Consider the following 3,145-nt stretch of genomic DNA (forward strand, 5'->3'; position numbering starts at 1 on the left):
GTGGATAAGTCTGTGGATAACCTGTGGATAAGTATGGGATAACTTTACCTCACGCTAGGTGTCAAAAAGTTATCCACAGGAATTTTGATTTTATCCACAGGTTATCCACAGACTTATCCACAGACTTATCCACAGGCTAAGTTATTGATTTTTGGTTGAGGAGATTTTGAAAAATTGAGGCGATTGAGTAGAAATATCTTTAAAAATAGCCAGTTTAGGCGCTATCATTTGAGTCATAATTACATGAATAATTCTAGTTTAGGCTGTGGATAACTTTAAGAGTACATACATACCTTGCTCAAATAGCAACTTGTACTCCTAATCTAATTTTATACATTGAATTGCTGAACTGCCTCAATAAAGCATTGCCCTCTATGTTCATAACCTTTAAACATATCAAAACTGGCGCAAGCAGGAGATAACAACACCACATCGCCTGATTGAGCTAATTGACTCGCTTCAGAAATCGCCATTTCCATGCTATCTGCAAAATGGATTGGGATATTGGAATATTCTTCAAACGCCTTTTGAATCAATGCCGCATCACGTCCAATTAAAACACAGGCTTTCAAATGCTGTTCTGCCATCATTGCCAATGGTTCAAAATCTGCTCCTTTACCCTCACCACCTGCGATTAATATCGTTTTTCTAGGACGTTCTAAACCCTGAATAGCTGCTATCGTCGCACCTACATTTGTGCCCTTGGAATCATTAAACCAATTAATGCCTTGATGTTGTGCCACCCATTGACACCGATGCGGTAAACCTTGAAATGTTTGTAGCGTATCTAGCATAGCCGTCATTGGAATATCAATCGCCTCACCCAAAGCCAGTGCCGCTAGCATATTGGATTGCATAATCCGACCTTGTAATTTAGTGGTTTTAACAGGTAATAATGGAGTGGGGAATTGAGTCTCATGATTACGCGCAAAATAAGATTCACCTTGATGCGGGCAAATACTATAAGTGCCCCGACCGCAATGTAAGCTGAAACTTAAATGGGCTTGTTGAGGCTGCAACATGGCGACAACCAATGGATCATCAGCATTGATAATAACGTGTTCACAATTTTGATAAATTTTTTGTTTGGTCGCACTGTAATCAGCAAAGTTATTATATCGATCCATGTGATCTTCACACACATTCAACACCACAGCCGCTTTAGGTTTCAATGAATGGGTTGTTTCCAATTGAAAACTAGATAACTCCAAAATATAAATATCAGGACGTTGTCGAGTGATTAAATCTAAAGCCGATGTCCCTAAATTGCCACCAACTCGCACATCCCAACCCGCTTGTTTTGCCATTTCTCCAAGCAATGTTGTGACGGTACTTTTCCCATTTGAACCTGTAATCGCAACCACGGGCGCATCAACATGACGAGCAAACAATTCAATTTCACTGATGATAGGGACTTTGGCTTGAATTGCAGCTTGTAAGGCAGGTTCTTGAACCGATAAACCGGGACTAATTACAATTTCTTGGGCACGAGCTAAAATATCTGCATCAAACTGGCCTGTTATATAGGGAATTTCAGAATCGATTTGTTGTAAGGCTTGGAGTTGAGGAGGATGTTCACGATTATCTATGACACAGACTGGGATATGCTGTTGCAGCAAAAAACGAGTACAAGCAATTCCCGTTTGTCCCATGCCCATCACAACAGTGTAATTGGTAGGCAAGCAGTGTAAATTTTGAGCAGGCATTTTTGATTAACTGGCAATTTTATCAGCGCATGATTATCAATTAATCGTCCATAATTATCAACCTATCTTGATTCAGTTATAGTCGTTTTATTCTAAGATGATACGGGACTGGCAGTCCTAGACTTTAAAACTGATTGATATTTAAACAATGACAGGACAGTCCTCGCACTCAAGATCAAATTGACTATATTTGGCAAATCTTGCCGATTCCATTACCATAGCGTTCATTTTTTAAGTGTATTCAGCAAGCTTTAGAGTTATATTCTGAGAGTAGAAAATCTATTGCAATGTTATCTTTATAAGATGAAATTTTTTGCTTTTTAAGGTAAATTTAAAATATTAACTTATTGTGGTATAGAAAATGACACAAGATATTAATACTGATACTGAAAATAACACAGCACAAAACTACCCGTTAAATGAAGCTAAAATTTTGGTTTTAGGACAAGGTAGCGTGGGCAAGACTTCGCTTATTAATCGATTGATTTTAAATGAATTTGATGCGAATGAGAATATGACAGATGGAATTAACATCCAAAATTGGCAAGTTAACATTAATAATGAAAATGTCCGTTTAAATGTATGGGATTTTGGTGGACAAGAAATCATGCACGCTACGCATCAATTCTTTTTAACTAAGCGCAGTTTGTATTTGTTGGTATTAGATGCAAGACAAGAAGAACAATATAGTCGCATTGAATATTGGCTCAAACTAATTCAGGTCTATGGTGATGATTCTCCAATTATTATTGTTCTTAATAAAATTGACCAGCATATTCTTGAATTGAATGAAAAGTTCTTGCAACGTAAATATCCATCAATAAAAAGTTTTATTCCTGTTTCTTGCAAGGAGAATCAAGGTATTGAAGAATTAGAGCAAACTATTTTTTCTTGTATTAATCAATTACCTCATATTCATGATTTATTACCAAAGTCATGGTTTTCTATCAAACAAAAACTACAGAATATGCGTAGAGATTTTATTTCTTATGCTGAATATGAGAAGTTATGTGAACGCGAAAATATTACAGCTTTGGCTCAGCAAACTCTTATTAGTTTTTTACATGATTTAGGCATTGTTCTAAGCTTTAGAGATAACGGAAAGTATCTACATTTGCAAGATACTAGTATTTTAAATCCTCAGTGGGTTACAGAAGGAATTTATAAAATACTAAACAGTCATTTATTGTTTCAATCAAAAGGTATTCTTGATATTGCATTGCTTTCATCTATTTTAGATATGAAACGATATCCATCTAATAAACATCGCTTTATTATAGATATTATGGAGAAGTTTGAGTTATGTTTTGAATTCCCAGAAACAAATAACCGCTTTTTAATTCTAGATTTATTATCTGTTCAAGAACCTGATATAAACTGGGATTTTGATGATTCTCTTTGTTTTGAACTGCATTATGATGTATTACCAAGTAGTATTA

General features: G+C 35.6%; 2 protein-coding genes. One reads left to right on the forward strand and one right to left on the reverse strand.

Translation table 11 applies throughout. From position 1 onward, the window contains the following. Positions 1–329: 329 nt before the first annotated feature. Positions 330–1,706, reverse strand: a complete 1,377-nt coding sequence (gene murD / locus ABXH34_RS18185) for a UDP-N-acetylmuramoyl-L-alanine--D-glutamate ligase (RefSeq protein ID WP_353573305.1) — start codon at positions 1,704–1,706, stop codon at positions 330–332. A 361-nt stretch (positions 1,707–2,067) separates the two neighbouring features. Between murD and ABXH34_RS18190 the strand changes: the two genes are divergently transcribed. Continuing rightward, on the forward strand, positions 2,068–3,145 hold a 1,078-nt coding region (locus ABXH34_RS18190), incomplete at its 3' end, for a COR domain-containing protein (RefSeq protein ID WP_353573306.1).

It is taken from the genome of Candidatus Albibeggiatoa sp. nov. BB20, from assembly GCA_016744725.1.
GTDB lineage: Bacteria > Pseudomonadota > Gammaproteobacteria > Beggiatoales > Beggiatoaceae > Albibeggiatoa.